Source organism: Leclercia adecarboxylata, from assembly GCF_035787115.1.
GTDB lineage: Bacteria > Pseudomonadota > Gammaproteobacteria > Enterobacterales > Enterobacteriaceae > Enterobacter > Enterobacter adecarboxylatus_E.
Genome location: NZ_JALKTL010000004.1, coordinates 155353 through 171666, shown reverse-complemented (window position 1 = coordinate 171666; position 16314 = coordinate 155353). Strand labels below are relative to the sequence as shown.

Sequence of the window (16314 nt, the reverse complement as noted above, 5' to 3'; positions counted from 1 at the left end):
CGAGACGCAACCTCTCTGATTCTCCCTTCTTAAAGTTACCCTTTTGTTTCGTTTGCTCTGTTTTTAACCACTCTCATATCCTTTACTTCGGCAAAATCCATCGTTCTTACTGTAGAAGAGTGCGGAAATAGGCGTAAAATCCGTTTATAAAACACCCTCTTTGCGGGTTTTACATGCGAATTGCCTGCGATTTGTGCAAACGATAAAAGCTTGTGGAAAATTGTTTGACTTATAAGTCCCAGAAAGTAATATATGCGCCACGCAGCGACGAGAAGCTCTTAACGAGTTACTCGAAGCACTCGAAAGAGGCGTTGTGTGGTGAGGTGGCCGAGAGGCTGAAGGCGCTCCCCTGCTAAGGGAGTATGCGGTCAAAAGCTGCATCCGGGGTTCGAATCCCCGCCTCACCGCCATTTTGCATCCGTAGCTCAGCTGGATAGAGTACTCGGCTACGAACCGAGCGGTCGGAGGTTCGAATCCTCCCGGATGCACCATATTATCCGAGATAACAGTCGTGCTGTTGTTTCATGGCTTGCGAGATAATCGCAAGCACCAGGGAGGATAACGTTGCTTCAGCAACGGCCCGAAGGGTGAGGCGCAGCCGAGTAATCCTCCCGGATGCACCATCTATTACTTCATATTGCTTTCGAAGTGATATGAGTATCGAGTAGTACAGTAGTAATCCTGATGCATCCGTAGCTCAGCTGGATAGAGTACTCGGCTACGAACCGAGCGGTCGGAGGTTCGAATCCTCCCGGATGCACCATCTTTTACTTTGTGTTGCTTATGAAGCAATACCGAGTATCAGCAGTAACAGCAGTAAATCCCGATGCATCCGTAGCTCAGCTGGATAGAGTACTCGGCTACGAACCGAGCGGTCGGAGGTTCGAATCCTCCCGGATGCACCATATTCTCCGAGATAACAGCTAAACTGTTGTTTCATGGTCTGCGAGTCAATCGCAACCACCAGGGAGGATAGCGTTGCTTTAGCAACGACCCGTAGGGCAAGGCGCAGCCGAGTAATACTCCCGGATGCACCATCTTTTACTTTGTGTTGCTTATGAAGCAATACCGAGTATCAGCATTAACAGCAGTAAATCCCAATGCATCCGTAGCTCAGCTGGATAGAGTACTCGGCTACGAACCGAGCGGTCGGAGGTTCGAATCCTCCCGGATGCACCATCTTCTCCGAGATAACAGCCAGACTGTTGTTTCATGGTCTGCGAGATAATCGCCAGTACCAGGGCGGATAACGTTGCTTCAGCAACGGCCCTAAGGGCGAGGCGTAGCCGGGTAATCCTCCCGGATGCACCATCTTCTCCCTCATTGTTTATTCCTTCAACGTTCCGTCAGCAATCCTCTTCTCTTCCAGCGACAAAATCCCTTGTTTACGATAAAGTAACGCTTTGTAATCCTTTCGCGAGAGCACGATGTACGCACAGTATGACGGTTTGATTTTCGACATGGATGGCACCATCCTGGATACCGAGCCAACGCATCGCAAAGCCTGGAGTGACGTTCTGGGTCGTTACGGTATGCGTTTCGACTTACAGGCCATGATTGCCCTTAACGGATCTCCAACCTGGCGTATTGCGCAGGCCGTGATTGAACTGAATCAGGCCGATCTCGACCCGCATCTGCTCGCGCGGGAAAAAACCGATGCGGTAAAAGCCATGCTGCTGGACACCGTGCGTCCTTTGCCCTTAATCGATGTGGTGAAAGCCTGGCACGGGCGTCGTCCTATGTCCGTCGGGACCGGCAGTGAAAGCGCTATCGCCGAGGCACTGCTCAATCACCTTGGCCTGCGCCACTATTTCTCTGCCGTAGTCGCGGCCGATCATGTTAAAAATCATAAGCCTGCACCAGACACCTTCCTGCTTTGTGCAGAACTGATGGGAGTGCCGCCCGCGAAGTGCGTCGTGTTTGAAGATGCCGATTTCGGCATTCAGGCGGCGCGTGAGGCCGGTATGGCTGCGGTGGATGTTCGCCTACTGTGAGTGACGCGCTGTCACTCGCTTCATTATTCGCCAGCAGTTTCTTAAGCGCCACGATCCTTCCGGGAAATTCGGAAGTGGTGCTGGTGGCGATGCTGTTGTCCGGCGTGAGTCAGCCGTGGTTGCTTGTGTTAATAGCAACAATGGGTAATAGCCTTGGGGGGCTGACTAACGTTATTCTTGGGCGTTTCTTTCCGCTACGCAAAACGTCGCGCTGGCAGAAAAAGGCAGTCGGCTGGCTAAAACGCTATGGCGCTGCCACGCTTTTACTAAGCTGGATGCCGGTAATCGGTGATTTACTGTGCCTGCTGGCGGGATGGATGCGCATCTCCTGGGGGCCCGTGCTCTTTTTTTTATGCCTGGGCAAAGCGTTGCGCTACATTCTTGTAGCGGTTGCAACTTTGCAGGGCATGACGTGGTGGCACTAATTGGACTGTTTGTGACCAGAAACCATTACAATTATGCTAAATAAAATGATTTTGACAGGCGGGAGGTCGAATTGATCCCGGACGTATCACAGGCACTGGCCTGGCTGGAAAACCATCCTCAGGCTCTGAAGGGTATTCAGCGCGGTCTTGAGCGAGAAACGCTGCGCGTTAACGCAGATGGCAGTCTTGCAACGACGGGCCATCCACAGGCGTTAGGTTCAGCGCTGACCCATAAATGGATCACCACTGATTTCGCCGAAGCGTTGCTCGAGTTCATTACGCCAGTAGACGGCGAAATTGACCACATGCTGAAAATCATGCGTGACATTCATCGCTACAGCGCCCGCAATCTGGGTGATGAGCGGATGTGGCCGCTGAGCATGCCTTGCTATATCGAGCAGGGGCAGGATATTGAACTGGCGCAGTACGGCACGTCCAATATTGGCCGTCTGAAAACGCTCTATCGCGAAGGGTTAAAAAATCGCTATGGCGCGCTGATGCAGACCATTTCTGGCGTGCACTATAACTTCTCATTGCCGATGGCATTCTGGCAGGCGAAGTGCGGCGAAACGGATAAAGAAGCGATCTCCGCAGGCTATTTCCGCCTGATTCGCAACTACTATCGTTTTGGTTGGGTCATCCCGTATCTGTTTGGCGCATCGCCGGCGATTTGCTCTTCTTTCCTGCAGGGCAAACCCACTACGCTGCCGTTTGAGAAAACCGACTGCGGCATGTATTACCTGCCGTACGCCACCTCCCTGCGCCTCAGCGACCTGGGTTATACCAATAAGTCGCAAAGCAATCTCGGAATCACGTTTAACGATCTGCACGAGTATGTGGCAGGATTGAAGCGGGCGATCAAAACGCCGTCAGAAGCTTACGAAGCGATCGGTCTTGAGAAAGAGGGTAAGCGCCTGCAAATCAACAGTAACGTTCTGCAGATTGAGAACGAACTGTACGCGCCTATCCGTCCGAAACGCGTTACGCGCAGCGGTGAAACCCCGTCAGATGCCTTACAGCGCGGCGGCATTGAGTACATTGAAGTGCGTTCCCTGGATATCAACCCGTTCTCGCCGATTGGCGTGGATGAGCAGCAGGTACGCTTCCTCGATCTGTTTATGGTCTGGTGCGTACTGGCGGATGCGCCGGAAATGAGTGCTGACGAACTCCTCTGTACCCGCACGAACTGGAACCGGGTGATCCTCGAAGGGCGCAAACCAGGTCTGACGCTGGGCATTGGTTGTCAGACGGCACAGTTCCCGCTGCAGCAGGTAGGTAAGGATCTGTTCCGCGATCTCAAACGCGTCGCTCACACGCTGGATAGCGTGTACGGTGGCGATGACTATCAGCAGGTATGCGATCGGCTGGTCGAAAGTTTTGATAATCCGGACCTGACATTCTCGGCACGCATTCTGCGTTCTATGATTGATCAGGGAATCGGCGGAACCGGACGTGCGCTGGCGGCAGAGTATCGCGATATACTGCTGCAGGAACCGCTGGAAGTGCTTACCGAAGCTGATTTTGCTGCTGAGCGCGAAGCGTCACTGGTGCGTCAGAGTGAGATTGAGGCGGAGGATACAGAGTCGTTTGCTGAATATCTGGCGAAACACGGCTGACAGAAAAGAAAAAGGCCACATCGCTGTGGCCAAAATAACATCTCTGAAGAACAGAGATGATGATAACAAATGCGCGTCTTTCATAGAGTCAGACTCGCGTTGAACAGAAGAGTTCATTATTTTTTAAAAAAATCACTATCGGAGGTGACGTATGCCGTTATTAGATAGCTTTACTGTCGACCATACCCGTATGGAAGCACCTGCTGTACGCGTTGCGAAGACCATGCATACCCCGCACGGCGACACGATCACCGTTTTCGACCTGCGTTTCTGCGTACCCAACCAGGAAGTGATGCCGGAAAAGGGCATTCATACTCTGGAACATCTGTTTGCCGGTTTCATGCGCGATCATCTGAACGGTAACGGCGTTGAGATCATCGACATCTCGCCGATGGGCTGCCGTACCGGTTTCTATATGAGCCTGATTGGTGTGCCTGAAGAGACGCGTGTGGCCGATGCCTGGAAAGCGGCCATGGCTGACGTGCTGAAGGTAAAAGAGCAGAACCAGATCCCGGAACTGAACGTATACCAGTGCGGCACGTATCAGATGCACTCTCTGGAAGAAGCGCAGGATATTGCGCGTCATATTCTTGAGCGTGACGTTCGCGTTAACAGCAATGAAGCGCTGGCGCTGCCTAAAGAAAAACTGCAGGAACTGCACATCTAGCAAATTACCCGGCCCTCAGCAAGGAGTGTGCCGGGTAATATTACTTTCTTTATAAATTCCTAAATGCCTGTCTCTCGTTGTGCATCCCTCTCTTTGTCTTTATTATTGAAACAACGCATGATAGTTATTTATATATATTATATCTATGGATGATATGTTGACGTTCATTCACTGTAATTATGAATGCGTTAATATTTCATGGAATGGATAATAATTCAGAGGGATTTATGAAACTTTATTTTAGTGGCGCCGCGATTCTTTTTTCCGCTCTTCTTTTGTCTGCATGTAGCTCTAAACCCGTCACGACCCCTATCGCTAAAGCGCCTGCGGAGCGCAAGCAGGAGGTGCAGTGCTATCAGGAGTTTTCGGCGCTGCAAAAGCTCGACCCGGTAGCTTATGAAGCCTACCGTAAGCAATTCGATAACATTAATAAAAACTATAAAATCTACGAGGCGAATAAATCTCTTGTTGATGAAAATGCATCGGAAGTTATGCTAACGGAAATCAACAAAAAGCTTTCGCTGGTATGCGTAAGGATCCGCAATACGGTTTATACCAACATGATGAACCGTGCCAATGAAATGAATAAGTTATGAATAAATATTTTAGCGCAGCACTGTACTGCGGATTGTTATTATCGGGCGGCAAAACCTTTGCAGCCGGAACGGATTTGTTGGAACGTTTGAATAATGAAAAAATTATCGGCAACGATTCAATAAATCCTTTTATCGCCTCTGAAACTTCTGCAACGCCTCCTGCTGCGGCAGCGGGTGAATCTCTCACGCAGGGGACAAAGCCTGCTCAACCAGTGCCCCGTACTGTTTCCGCGAAAAACGACAAGGCGACCGGGACAAACAAGGTAAAAATTGCTCGCCTGACCGAGGCGCTAAGCCAGGCCAATGCCACTATCGCCGGATTAGATAAGCAGCTAAGCGCAGTGGAGAGCGAAAAGGCACAGCTGGAGCAGGCGGTGGCCCACGAAAAAGATCGCGTGGCAGAAAAGGAGCAGGCGCTCGCCCGGCTTAAATCGCAACCAGATGGCAGCGCGCAAAAGCTTGCTCTCGAAAGCCTGATTGCGACGTTGCCGAAGACGGCTGGTATCGATCAACAAAAGCACGCCGAGCTGGCGGAACAGCTTAGTCAGGCTAACGCGCAACGCGCTGCGCTGAGTAAAGCATTGACCGACCTGCAGACGCAGAAGAACGCGCTGGATGCGCAACTCGCCGCTCTCAAGGCAAGCAGCGACAAGAGCAGCAGCGCGGCAAAAGAGATCGTTGCCTTAAAAGCGCAGCTCTCCACCCTGAATCTGCAAAAAGCCACCGCCGAAACCCGGGTGGCTGAACAGGAGAAGCAACTCAACAGCGAAAAGGCTAAATCTGAGAGTACGCAGAAACAGCTTGAGGACGCCAAAAAAGCGATTGCCTCGCAGGAGTCCCTGCTGGCAGTGCAGAAGAGCAGCGGCGAAAGTGGTAAAGCACAACTCGTCAAAACCCTGACCGACCTGCAGACGCAGAAAAAGGCGCTGGAAACCCAGCTGACCGCACTGAAAGAGACCGGCGAGAAAAACGCTACCCTCACAAAAGCATTGACCGAACTGCAGACGCAGAAGAACGCACTGGACGCTCAGTTGGCCTCCCTGAAAGCAGCCAGTGAGAAAAACGCGGTCCTTACCAAAGAGCTGACAGATTTACAGACGCAGAAAAAGGCGCTGGAAACCCAACTGGCCGCGCTGAAAACGGCTAATGAGAAAAGCGCCACGCTGTCCAAAGAGCTGACAGATTTACAGACGCAGAAAAAGACGCTTGAAACCCAACTGGCCGCACTGAAAACGGCTAATGAGAAAAGCGCCACGCTGTCCAAAGAGCTGACAGATTTACAGACGCAGAAAAAGGCGCTGGAAATCCAACTGGCCGCAATGAAAGAGACTGGCGAGAAAAATGCTGCACTGACCAAAGCACTGGCCGATATGCAGACGCAGAAGAACGCGCTGGATGCGCAGCTCGGCGCCCTTAAGGCAAGCAGCGATAAAAGTGGCAGTGTGGCAAAAGAGGTCGACGCCTTAAAATCACAGCTTTCAGCGCTGAATCTGCAAAAAGCTAACGTTGAAACCCGGCTGGCTGAACAGGAAAAGCAGCTCAGCAGCGAAAAGGCCAGAGCTGAAGTTGCGCAGAAACAGCTTGAGGACGCCAAAAATGTGATTGCTTCTCAGGAATCCCTGCTGGCGATGCAAAAAAATAAGACCGGCATTGAGAAAGAGCAGAGCAGTGCACAGCTGGCAAGCGTCGGGAAAGAGGCTGCGGAGCTGAAAAAGCAACTGGAACAGTTACAGACGCAAAGCGCTTCGCTTGAGGAAAAGCATAAAACGCAAAGTGCCACGCTGGCAGCGCTGACGGCCGAAAACCAGAAGTTAAAGGAGAGTCAGGCCGCGGCAGGAAAAGAGGTTGCGGATACGAAGCAGGTGAAGATCGATAAGACGGCGTCAAAAGATACCCTGACAAGCTACGCCATCGGCACCTGGTACGGTGATATGGCAGGGCATGAGAAGACAAAGCTGGATGGCCTTAAGAGAAAACTCGATCTCCACGCCTTTATGCAGGGCTTTAACGATAAGGTGACTAATAAGCTCCAGCTTGCACCAGCCGCACTGTCGAAAGAGCTGACCGGGCTCGATCAGCTGCAGAAAAAACAGTTTGACGCGCTGCAAAGCCAAAACGATAAACAGAGCAAAGCGATCATGTCGAAGGCTGCCAATGAGAAGGGGGCCAGGAAACTGCCTGATGGCGCTATCTATAAGATCGTTAAGCAGGGAGAAGCGCCTCTGATCAACAACAAGAGTGAAATCATTACCGAGGTGGATGAAGTGCTTGGCACCGGGAAAGTGATGTCCAGTAATGAAGTGCGTGCCAGCCGGGTGAAAGATTTACCGCCGCTGTTCCAGACGGTAGTGAAAAAGCTGGGGCTTGGTGGGGAGGCAAAAATCCATATTCCGGCGAAGCAGGCATACGGTGAATCGGGGGTGCCCGGTTTAGTGCCGCCCGGCACGGTCTCTATCATTACGATTAAAATTATCGGCATTAAGTAGCCTGACCCCCGACATAAAAAAACGGATCTGCATGCAGATCCGTTTTTTCTTTTCAGGCGCTTAGTGCGCGCCACCGCCTCCGCCACCGGCGCCAAACGGCGGTTTAGCAAGCCAGATTAGCCCCAGCAGTACGAGGAATACGCCAGCCGATAACCAGAAGATCTCATTGGCTGAAATAATCAGACCCTGAGCGGTGATCTGCTGTGCTATCCAGCCCGAAGCCTGCTGTTCGGTCATGCCCATTCCCTGCAGCTGGCTATAGACTTCCTGTGCCTGGGGATTGAACACGTTCACCGACTCGGTCAGCTGCGCATGGTGCAATGATTCCCGGTTGGTCCACATGGTGGTGGTCATCGAGGTGCCGATGGAACCTGCCAGCGTACGCATAAAGTTCGACAGGCTGGAGGCCGCCGCCATTCGTTCCGGCGGCAGGCCAGAGAGCGTAATAGTGGTAAGCGGCATAAAGAAGCAAGCCACCGCAAAGCCCTGAATAAACTGCGGCCACGCGGAGGCGCCAAAGTCCATGCCCGGCTCAAAGGTATACGCACGCCAGTAGAAGCACACCGCATACATGATGAAGCTGAAGGTCACCAGTCGGCGCATATCAAGCTTGTGGGCAAAGCGGCCAATAATCGGCGACAGCAGAACCGGGATCACCCCGACGGGGGCCGATGCCAGCCCCGCCCAGGTGGCGGTATAGCCGTATACCTCCTGCAATAGCTGCGGCAGCAGAACAATGGCGCCGAAGTAGAGCATATAAGCCAGGCTGATACATAAACAGCCTATGGTGAAGTTGCGCGACTTAAACAGAGACAAATCAACTATCGGATTATCGTCGGTTAGCTCCCAGACAATCAGGAAACTTATCGCCACCACCGCTACGACCGTCAGCACGATGATCTCCTGGGAGGCGAACCAGTCCAGCTCTTTCCCGCGGTCGAGCATGATTTGCAGACTGCCGATACCCAATACCAGCAGCGCCAGCCCCACGCCATCGATGCGCCGTTGCTCGGTGCGGGTTTCCCGGCCACGCAGCGACTGCAGGGTCAGCAGCACCACCACGGCTCCGATCGGCACGTTGATGAAGAAGATCCAACCCCAGTGATAGTTATCGCTGATATAGCCGCCCAGAATCGGGCCACAAATCGGTGCGACAATTACCGTCATCGACCACAGCGCCAGAGCAATTGAGCGCTTGGCTGGTGGGTAGTTGTTCAGGAGCAGACTTTGCGATAACGGGATCAGCGGCCCGGCGACAACCCCCTGAATCACGCGGAAGAAGATCAGCATGTTCAGGCTGCTGGAGACGCCGCACGCCCACGAAGCAAGCACGAAGGCGATGGTAGACCAGAGGAAAAGTTTCACTTCCCCGACGCGCTTTGCCAGCCAGCCGGTGATGGGAATAGAGATGGCATTCGCCACCCCAAACGAGGTAATCACCCATGTTCCCTGGCTCAGTGACGAGCCAAGGTTCCCGGCGATAGTCGGGATCGCCACGTTTGCGATGGTGGAGTCCAGCACCTGCATGAATGTCGCCAGCGACAGCGCAATGGTCATGATGACCAGCTGCGCTCCCTCCAGCGGTTTTTGCGGTTTTTGCTGCTGCATAACGCTCACCTTCGGATTAACCGGCGTTCGCTTTCACGATGTCGTCGATCAGCTTATTCACAGGCTCAAGGCTGATCTCGCGGGCATTACTTTCATAGGCCGGGTTCGAACGCGCCTGATTCGCCAGCATCTGACCGTCACGGTTAGCGGTGTCGACCGTCACCAGCGTGGAGAGGCCAATACGCAGCGGATGATCCGCCAGTTGTTTCTCATCCAGCTCGATGCGCACCGGCAGACGCTGAACCACTTTGATCCAGTTCCCGGTGGCGTTCTGCGCAGGCAGCAGGGAGAAGGCGCTGCCGGTACCCATATCCAGACCGACGACTTTACCGGTGTATTTCACCTCGTCGCCATAGATATCGCTGACCACGGTTGCGGTCTGGCCGATACGCATATGCGCCAGCTGCGTCTCTTTGAAGTTGGCATCAACCCACAGATTGGTCGCCGGCACGACCGCCATCAGCGGCGTGGTGGAGCTAATCTGTGCGCCAGGCTGTACGGCGCGACGGGAAACGTAGCCGGTCATCGGGCTGACAATTTTGGTACGCTCCAGCGCCAGCCAGGCGTTGCGCACTTCGGTCGCCGCCTGTTTTACCGCCGGTTGCTGATCGAGAGTGGTATCCAGCACCATCGCCTGGTTGGCGTTGTACTGCTGAAGGGCTACATCCAGCTGGGCCTGCGCGCTGGCTACGGCGTCACGGGCGTGTTGCAACTCTTCACGGCCAATCAGATTGGCGGTACCCAGGGGGACACGGCGATTGAGGTCGCTCTGAGCCTGGGCCAGGGCGGTTTTCTGCACGTTAATACTGGCCTGCAGCTGTTTGCTGTTGATCATCAGCTGACGGGTCTGACGCACGCTGGAGGCCAGCTCGGTCTGCGCTTTTTCAAACGCCTGCTGAGCATCGGTTGGATCCAGCGTCACCAGCACGTCGCCTTTTTGCACAAAGTCGGTATTGTCAGCCCAGACTTTCGTCACGCTGCCCGACACCTGCGCCATAATCTGAACCTGGTTCCCTGCCACGTACGCGTCATCGGTCTCTTCAATATGACGCAGTACTAAAAACCAATAGATCCCATATGTCACGGCAATGATAATAAAGAGCAAGGTCAGCAGCAGAAGGGCGCGCTTGCGTTTGCCTTTCTTATTGTTGACCGGTTGCTGCGGGGTTGTGTTCTCCGCATTTGCGCTCATGTTGTTCTCCACGATCTTATTATTTCACATCGGCTGAGCCGACCTGTTATCAGAAAGGCCAGCAGTATGACGTGCTGGCCTGACGGTTTTCTTATTAATCTGGATTTTGGAGCGTGTCGTCGCGTTAGCGCAGCGCCTCAAGAACAGCGCCATCTTCATCCATCTGATCCAGACGGGTGAGCAGCTTGCGGGTGATTTGCTCGAGCTGATCTTTCTCGGTGCTACTTAAAGACGACCAGAGTTGATGCAGACAATTGTGCTGAGGTGGGAGCACCTCGCGCAGGAATTCGTGACCTTTTTCGGTCAGTTGCAGGTGCAGACAACGGCGGTCGTTGTCGCTTTCGCGGCGCTCAATCCAGCCACGTTTTTCAAGCTCATCAGCAATACGGGTCGCATTGGTACGAGACGAACCCAGCGCGCAACTCAGCTCTGAAGGCTGAATGCTGTGATTTTCCTGAGACTCCAGCGTAATCAACGCCATAAACAACGTCTCGTTAATCCCTTGAGCTTTCAGCATTTTATTGCGATTTTCCAGCAGCTTACCCTGCATGTGCATGCAGAGACGCGTTAACAGGATCTCCTGATACGGGAAATCTGCATAGCGACTGGCGCGGAACTTAAGCATTTGTTCAATGGGCGTAAACGAACTATCCATTTGGGCATAACCTCATTAATTACAGCCGATATAGTAACGACAGTGACAAATAATGTAAATGAATTATTTGTGCGGATAAAATCCACAAGACAAATTTCACCGTCATCAAGAGCCGGGTTGATCCGTGACCCGGTAAGCACAGAAAAAGGGGGGAGGGCGCTGGCAAAACGGGGGTGAGTCATCAGGCGTAAGCTATTCATGCGGTATTCTAATATATTACCCACATAAAAATTTTCGGTAGAAATGATTTCTTAACCTTAACAGACTGAGGGGCTTCTTAACACCCTGAGAAGCCCCAATCTTATGTAAACCTTATTGTATCGCTTCCTGACGATGGTATCCGCGCCACCAGACCAACAGGTTAAGCAGCGCCATTACCGCCCCGACCGCACACACGCCCGTCCAACCGGCATGTTGCCACGCCGAGGCTGAAATGAGTGACCCGGCCGCACCGCCAATAAAGTAGCTGGTCATATACCCGGCCGTCAGGCGGTTACGGGCATCCGGCTTGACACGGTAAATCACGGTCTGATTGGTGATATGCACCCCCTGGACAGTCAGGTCGAGTACCAGGATCCCGACAATCAGCGCCAGTACCGAGATGTGCCCGTACCAGATAGCCGCCCAGGAGAGCAGCAGCATCACCAGCCCGGTGGTGGTGGTGAGATGAGATTTCCCCTTATCCGCCAGTCCCCCTGCTGGGCGTGCGCCCAGCGCACCGGCAGCCCCGGCCAGACCAAACAGGCCAATCACCCCTTCGGAATAGTTAAACGGTGGAGAGGCCAGCAGGAAGGCCATTGAGGTCCAGAGAATGCTGAAGTTAGCGAAGGTAAAACAGCCAAGCAACGCCCGGGTACGCAGCAGTTTATCCTGAGTGAACAGGCTAAAAACGGAGCCCAGCAGTTGCGGGTAGTTGAGATGCGTTTCCGATTTCACCTTAGGCAGGCCGCGCCACAGCGCCAGGGCCATCACTACCATCAGCACCGATGCTACCCAGTAAACAGTGCGCCAGCCGCCGATGCCCGCCAGCAAGCCCGCAACGGTACGCGCCAGTAAAATCCCCAGCAGCAGGCCGCTCATAATAGTGCCGACCACCTTGCCGCGCTTATCCGGTGAGGCGAGGGTGGCGGCAAGCGGCACCAGAATCTGCGCCACTACTGAGAACAGGCCGGTCAGGGCGGTACCAAGGATCATCATGGTCAGCGACTGGCTGGAAGCGGTGATTAACATCCCGCCCGCGGCCAGTAGCGTCATGGAGACAATCATGGCCCTGCGCTCGAACATATCCCCCAGCGGCACGAGGAACAGCAGGCCAACGGCATACCCCAGCTGGGCGGCGGTAACGATAAAACCGGCCGAACTTGCCGAGAGCGAGAAATTGCGGGCAATGGTTTCCAGCAGCGGCTGGGCGTAGTAATTACTGGCGACTGCCAGGCCGGTTGCCACAGACATCAGCAGGATAAGTGCTGGGCTAAGTCCTTGAGTTGTTTTTGTCATTAGGTTTTTGAAATCATTAGTTGAGTGATTATTTTTTCAGAAAACATAATAACGGATGAAGAAGAAAGGAGGGGAGTTGTTGAGTGATGGATTGTGCGGTCTAAGAAACAGAACCCCTCACCAGGCCCTCTCCCCAAAGAGGAGAGGATGTCATCGTTCCCTCTCCCCTTTGGGGAGAGGGTGAGGGGACACAGCGCGCAATGACTTACTTCTGCGCGGCCAGCGCCTCATTTACCCACGCATCAAACTGCTGCTGGTGGGCTTTGATCCAGCCATCGATATGACCCTGCACATCGGCCTCAGATGACTTACCGGCATGCATCATCGCGTTCTGCGCATTGATATCCGCCAGCGGCAGCTTCATAACCGAGAACAGCTTCGCCGCCGCCGGGTTTTTCTCGGCCCAGTCTTTGTTGGCCACAATGTGCATGGTGTTCACCGGGAAGCCGTAGTTCATGCCGTTAGGCAGTTTGGTGTCGATATCCTTCTGCTCGCCCGGCAGGGAGGAGAACGGCACCTGCAGCCAGACCACATCTTTACCCGGCTTCAGCACGTCACTCACCCAGTACGGCGTCCAGGTGTAATAGATAACCGGCTTGCCCTCTTTAAAGCGCGCGATAGTGTCTGCCATCATCGCCGAGTAGTTGCCATGGCTGACATCTACCGTTTTCGCCAGGTCGAAGGCTTTGTTCTGATGATTAATCACCGCTTCGCAGCCCCAGCCCGGAGAGCAGCCCATCATGTCGGCTTTGCCATCCCCGTTGGTATCGAACAGTTTGGCAATCTTCGGATCTTTCAGCTGCTCAATATTGGTGATGTGATACTGGTCGGCGGTTTTCTTGTCGATCAGGTAACCCTGAGCCGCACCGGTCACGAAGGTGCCCTGGCGGTAGAACTTCTTATCGCCGCCCGCGGCGCTATACATATCGTCATGCAGCGGCTGCCAGTTCACGGCGGTAAAGGTGGCATCGCCAGACGCAATCGAGGTATAGCCAACGTTATAATCTACTTCGCTGGGCTTATTAACCGTATAACCCAGCTTCTCCAGCGCCCGGCTGACCAGCCCGGTCTGGAATGACTCTTCGGAGATGGTGCTCTGGACCGGTTGCACGGTAATGCCGGTACCTGGCAGATCGGCAGCAAAGGCGCCGGTGGAGGCAAGGGTGGCAAACGCTGTGGCAAAAATAATGTTATGTCGCATCGTTGTTCCTTATTTTGATTTTGTGAATGGGCGGGTAAGCAACCCGACAGGGCCGGTGGTGTACCAGCGACGGTTGCCGCGACTGCGTGAATCACGACCGACAGCCTGGGTCAGGCGGTCAAGGATGATGGCGAGGATCACGATCCCGACGCCGCCGACGGTCGCCAGGCCCATATCGAGACGGCCAATGCCGCGCAGTACCATCTGACCCAGACCGCCCACGGCGATCATCGAGGCGATGACCACCATCGACAGGGCCAGCATCAGGGTCTGGTTCACCCCCGCCATAATGGTGGGCATCGCCAGCGGCAGCTGAACTTTAAACAGCATCTGGCGCGGGCTGGCGCCGAACGAGCGCGAGGCTTCGATCAGATCAGCAGGCACCTGATTGATTCCCAGAATGGTCAGACGCACAATCGGCGGCAGGGCGAAGATAATGGTCACGACTACGCCCGGCACGTTACCGATGCCGAACAGCATCACAATTGGCACCAGATAAACAAACGCCGGCGTGGTCTGCATCGCATCCAGCAGCGGTCGGATAATTTTTGCCGCCCGCGGGCTGCGCGCCAGCCAGATCCCCATCGGCAGGCCGATCACGACGCAGAAGAGCAGGGCGGTCAGCACCAGGGCCAGGGTGATCATCGCCTGCGACCACGCGCCAATGGCACCGATGGCAATCAACGAGATCAACGTAGCAATCCCCATCCCCGCGCTGCCAAACTGCCAGGCAATCAGCGAGAACAGCACAATGGCGACCGGGGCTGGCATCCCCAGCATCAGCTGCTGGAAGCCATTGAGGATATAATCCACCGGCACGCGGATCCCCTGGAACACCGGACGGAAGTGGGTTACCACCCAGTCGATCCCCTCTGTCACCCAGCTGTCGAGCGGGATCAGGGTTTTATGGAACGGATCCATAATGTTGAAATGTTCCGGGGCAGGCGCCGGAGCGCTGGTCAGCCAGTCAGCCGCGCCGCCGTCGGTGGGAGCTGGCGTGGAGGAACCCCACGCATCAGCGGATTGCGCCGCGCTGTCCGCGGCCTCGGTGGTACCCCACGGGTTAGATTGATCAGCCATTGTTTGCCCCCTCGCGATCTAAAGCCTGCAGCAACATGCGTTTTGAAATGATGCCGACGTACTGTTGTTCCTCTCCGACTACCGGCACGGCGCACGGCGCCTGGCCAACGTGGGAGAGCAACTCGCTGAGCGGCGTTTCGGCGTCCACGGCAAGTGGCGCGTCAATTAACGCCGCATCGATCCCCTGATTTTCGCCGAGGGCGGTTTTCAGGGAGTCGATGGAGACAACGCCGACAAATTTATTGCCGCGTTCAACCAGATAACCGTATTCACGGTCTTCGTCCTGCAACAGCTTCAGCGCCGAGCGTGGGCCGAAACCTGGCGTTTTACGGATAATGCCGTTTGGCGTCCGGCGGGCAATGTCTTTGGCGCTAAACACCTGGCTAATATCCACGCCGCGGAAGAAGGTGCGCACATAATCGTTCGCCGGATTATTGAGAATTTCATCCGGGGTGCCCACCTGAACCACTTCGCCGTTTTGCATAATGGCAATGCGATCGCCAATTCGCATGGCTTCATCGAGGTCATGGGAAATAAAGACAATGGTGCGCTGATGTCGCGACTGCAGTTTTACCAGCTCATCCTGCATCTCGGTACGAATTAATGGGTCGAGGGCCGAGAAAGCTTCATCCATTAATAATATATCGGGGTTGATCGCTAATGCGCGGGCTAATCCCACGCGCTGCCGCATACCGCCGGAAAGTTCATCCGGATACGCGTGAGCGTAATTTTCCAGCCCCACCTGACGCAGTGCATCGAGCGCTTTTTCCTGGCGCTCATTCGCGGGTACGCCCGCTAATTCCATACCAAAGGCGGTGTTATTTAACACCGTCATATGCGGCATCAGAGCGAATGACTGAAACACCATCGCAATCTTTTTTCTGCGCACCTCGCGGAGCTCGGCGTCCGATATTTTGGCAATATCAACGCCGTCAATCAGCACCTGCCCGCGGGTGGGTTCAATCAGGCGATTGAGAAGGCGAACCATAGTGGATTTACCCGAACCGGATAACCCCATGATGACGAAAATCTCGCCTTCTTCAATGGCCAGACTGGCGTCTTTAACGCCAAGCGACAGCCCGGTTTTTTCCAGAATTTGTTCTTTTGACAGACCTTTTTCAATATATTTGAAAGCTCTCTGCGGATGCTCGCCAAATACTTTGTAGAGATTTTTCACTTCTAATTTAATTGCCATGCAATAAAGATTGTCCCGTTATTTATTTATGTCGATATCGTTACCAGTAAAATAATAAGCAGGCCATACCCTATCATACTCAGGCTCTGAGACAACCCTTGC

General features: G+C 54.0%; 13 protein-coding genes and 5 tRNA genes. 11 read left to right on the top strand and 7 right to left on the bottom strand.

Annotated elements, in window-relative coordinates:
• Positions 1 to 317 precede the first annotated feature (317 nt).
• The 11 genes from MXM41_RS14690 (at position 318) to MXM41_RS14640 (ending at position 7784) form a co-directional block, all read left to right on the top strand.
• Positions 318 to 410, top strand: a tRNA-Ser gene (locus MXM41_RS14690).
• A 4-nt stretch (positions 411 to 414) separates the two neighbouring features.
• A tRNA-Arg gene (locus MXM41_RS14685) sits at positions 415 to 491 on the top strand.
• A gap of 195 nt (positions 492 to 686) precedes the next feature.
• Positions 687 to 763, top strand: a tRNA-Arg gene (locus MXM41_RS14680).
• A 65-nt stretch (positions 764 to 828) separates the two neighbouring features.
• Positions 829 to 905: transfer RNA gene (locus MXM41_RS14675), tRNA-Arg, on the top strand.
• Between the two features lie 197 nt (positions 906 to 1102).
• Positions 1103 to 1179 (top strand) — tRNA-Arg (locus tag MXM41_RS14670).
• Positions 1180 to 1427: 248 nt separating this feature from the next.
• The gene (gene yqaB / locus MXM41_RS14665; protein WP_325932721.1) at positions 1428 to 1994 is read left to right on the top strand and encodes a fructose-1-phosphate/6-phosphogluconate phosphatase; all 567 of its coding nucleotides are present in this window, start codon (positions 1428 to 1430) and stop codon (positions 1992 to 1994) included.
• Positions 1991 to 2419, top strand: coding sequence for a YqaA family protein (locus MXM41_RS14660; RefSeq protein ID WP_325932720.1), 429 nt, complete (start codon positions 1991 to 1993; stop codon positions 2417 to 2419). Before yqaB ends, MXM41_RS14660 begins: the two co-directional genes overlap by 4 nt.
• A gap of 71 nt (positions 2420 to 2490) precedes the next feature.
• A complete protein-coding gene (gene gshA / locus MXM41_RS14655; RefSeq protein WP_325932719.1) occupies positions 2491 to 4035 on the top strand; it encodes a glutamate--cysteine ligase in 1545 nt (514 codons plus the stop codon).
• Between the two features lie 151 nt (positions 4036 to 4186).
• Positions 4187 to 4702: an S-ribosylhomocysteine lyase gene (luxS, locus tag MXM41_RS14650; protein WP_325932718.1), complete on the top strand. Its 516-nt coding sequence runs from the start codon at positions 4187 to 4189 to the stop codon at positions 4700 to 4702.
• A 227-nt stretch (positions 4703 to 4929) separates the two neighbouring features.
• Positions 4930 to 5298 (top strand): hypothetical protein, encoded by a 369-nt coding sequence (locus MXM41_RS14645; protein ID WP_325932717.1) that lies wholly within the window; start codon positions 4930 to 4932, stop codon positions 5296 to 5298.
• A 212-nt stretch (positions 5299 to 5510) separates the two neighbouring features.
• Positions 5511 to 7784: an FKBP-type peptidyl-prolyl cis-trans isomerase N-terminal domain-containing protein gene (locus tag MXM41_RS14640; RefSeq protein ID WP_325932716.1), complete on the top strand. Its 2274-nt coding sequence runs from the start codon at positions 5511 to 5513 to the stop codon at positions 7782 to 7784.
• 60 nt (positions 7785 to 7844) lie between these two features.
• Here the strand turns inward: MXM41_RS14640 and emrB are convergent, their stop codons facing one another.
• From emrB to proV, 7 genes are all read right to left on the bottom strand, one after another.
• Entirely contained in the window at positions 7845 to 9392 is a 1548-nt protein-coding gene (emrB, locus tag MXM41_RS14635; RefSeq protein WP_325932715.1) for a multidrug efflux MFS transporter permease subunit EmrB, read from the bottom strand.
• A 16-nt stretch (positions 9393 to 9408) separates the two neighbouring features.
• A complete protein-coding gene (emrA, locus tag MXM41_RS14630; protein ID WP_325932713.1) occupies positions 9409 to 10584 on the bottom strand; it encodes a multidrug efflux MFS transporter periplasmic adaptor subunit EmrA in 1176 nt (391 codons plus the stop codon).
• Positions 10585 to 10708: 124 nt separating this feature from the next.
• On the bottom strand, positions 10709 to 11239 hold the full coding sequence (gene emrR, locus MXM41_RS14625; RefSeq protein WP_325932712.1) for a multidrug efflux transporter EmrAB transcriptional repressor EmrR: 531 nt from the start codon (positions 11237 to 11239) through the stop codon (positions 10709 to 10711).
• Between the two features lie 312 nt (positions 11240 to 11551).
• Positions 11552 to 12736, bottom strand: a complete 1185-nt coding sequence (locus MXM41_RS14620; RefSeq protein WP_325932711.1) for an MFS transporter — start codon at positions 12734 to 12736, stop codon at positions 11552 to 11554.
• Between the two features lie 205 nt (positions 12737 to 12941).
• Positions 12942 to 13937 (bottom strand): glycine betaine/L-proline ABC transporter substrate-binding protein ProX, encoded by a 996-nt coding sequence (gene proX, locus MXM41_RS14615; RefSeq protein WP_325932710.1) that lies wholly within the window; start codon positions 13935 to 13937, stop codon positions 12942 to 12944.
• A gap of 9 nt (positions 13938 to 13946) precedes the next feature.
• Positions 13947 to 15017 carry a glycine betaine/L-proline ABC transporter permease ProW gene (gene proW, locus MXM41_RS14610; RefSeq protein ID WP_325932708.1) on the bottom strand — a complete coding sequence of 357 codons (1071 nt, stop codon included), beginning with the start codon at positions 15015 to 15017 and terminating at the stop codon, positions 13947 to 13949.
• A complete protein-coding gene (gene proV / locus MXM41_RS14605) occupies positions 15010 to 16212 on the bottom strand; it encodes a glycine betaine/L-proline ABC transporter ATP-binding protein ProV (RefSeq protein ID WP_325932707.1) in 1203 nt (400 codons plus the stop codon). The genes proW and proV overlap by 8 nt, the downstream gene beginning before the upstream one ends.
• Positions 16213 to 16314: the final 102 nt, after the last annotated feature.

Coding starts and splice junctions, on each gene's coding strand:
- proW (WP_325932708.1), bottom strand. CDS start 15,017: ATGGCTGATCAATCTAACCCGTGGGGTACCACCGAGGCCGCGGACAGC.
- emrB (WP_325932715.1), bottom strand. CDS start 9,392: ATGCAGCAGCAAAAACCGCAAAAACCGCTGGAGGGAGCGCAGCTGGTC.
- MXM41_RS14645 (WP_325932717.1), top strand. CDS start 4,930: ATGAAACTTTATTTTAGTGGCGCCGCGATTCTTTTTTCCGCTCTTCTT.
- yqaB (WP_325932721.1), top strand. CDS start 1,428: ATGTACGCACAGTATGACGGTTTGATTTTCGACATGGATGGCACCATC.
- MXM41_RS14620 (WP_325932711.1), bottom strand. CDS start 12,736: ATGACAAAAACAACTCAAGGACTTAGCCCAGCACTTATCCTGCTGATG.
- luxS (WP_325932718.1), top strand. CDS start 4,187: ATGCCGTTATTAGATAGCTTTACTGTCGACCATACCCGTATGGAAGCA.
- proV (WP_325932707.1), bottom strand. CDS start 16,212: ATGGCAATTAAATTAGAAGTGAAAAATCTCTACAAAGTATTTGGCGAG.
- proX (WP_325932710.1), bottom strand. CDS start 13,937: ATGCGACATAACATTATTTTTGCCACAGCGTTTGCCACCCTTGCCTCC.
- emrR (WP_325932712.1), bottom strand. CDS start 11,239: ATGGATAGTTCGTTTACGCCCATTGAACAAATGCTTAAGTTCCGCGCC.
- emrA (WP_325932713.1), bottom strand. CDS start 10,584: ATGAGCGCAAATGCGGAGAACACAACCCCGCAGCAACCGGTCAACAAT.